Below are 710 nucleotides of genomic sequence, written 5' to 3'. Positions count from 1 at the left end.
CCGCCGCCCGCGACGGGCTGTTCCCGCGGGTGTTCGCCCGCACCGGCCGCGGCGGGACCCCGGTGGTCGGGCTGGTGGTCTCCAGCGTCCTGGTGACCGGGCTGATGCTGATGAACTACAACGCCGGGCTGGTCGACCAGTTCACCTTCATCATCCTGCTGGCCACGCTGACCACCCTCATCCCCTACGCCTACGCCTCGCTGGCCGAGCTGGTGCTGCTGGCCACCGACCGGGTCGCGTTCTCCGGCCGGCGGCTGGCCCGCGACGCGGTGATCGCGCTGCCGGCGTTCGGCTACACCGTCTGGGCCATCGCCGGCGCCGGCTACGAGGTCGTCTACAAGGGCACCCTGCTCATCTTCGCCGGCATGCCCGTCTACGCCTGGCTGAAATACCGCGAGCACCGCGTCCAGGAGGAAGAGGTCGAGGCCGAGATCGAGGTCGCGGTGGAGGAGGCCGAGGAGTACGGCCCGGCACCCGGCCCTTCCGAACCCTCCGGCCCGTCCGGCCCGTCCGGCAAGCCCGGTCCGTCCGGCAAGCCCGGCCCGTCCGAACCGCCCGTGCACGCCGTCTGAAGGGATCGATGCCCGTGTTCACCGTCTCCTCCGAGGTCGGGCGGCTGCGGCAGGTACTGCTGCACCGCCCCGACCTGGAACTGCTCCGCCTCACCCCCGCCAACAAGGACGACCTGCTCTTCGACGAAGTGCTCTGGG

The 710-nt window shown here is 71.4% G+C and carries 2 pseudogenes; both read left to right on the top strand.

The window, feature by feature from the left end:
- Positions 1-572: pseudogene (locus tag ETD96_RS44190) on the top strand (hypothetical protein); the annotation flags it as partial.
- Positions 573-580: 8 nt separating this feature from the next.
- Positions 581-710 (top strand): annotated as a pseudogene (locus ETD96_RS47420) (arginine deiminase); the annotation flags it as partial.

The organism is Actinomadura geliboluensis, from assembly GCF_005889745.1.
In the GTDB taxonomy this organism is placed as follows: Bacteria; Actinomycetota; Actinomycetes; order Streptosporangiales; family Streptosporangiaceae; genus Spirillospora; species Spirillospora geliboluensis.
This window is presented reverse-complemented; position numbering and strand designations above follow the sequence as displayed.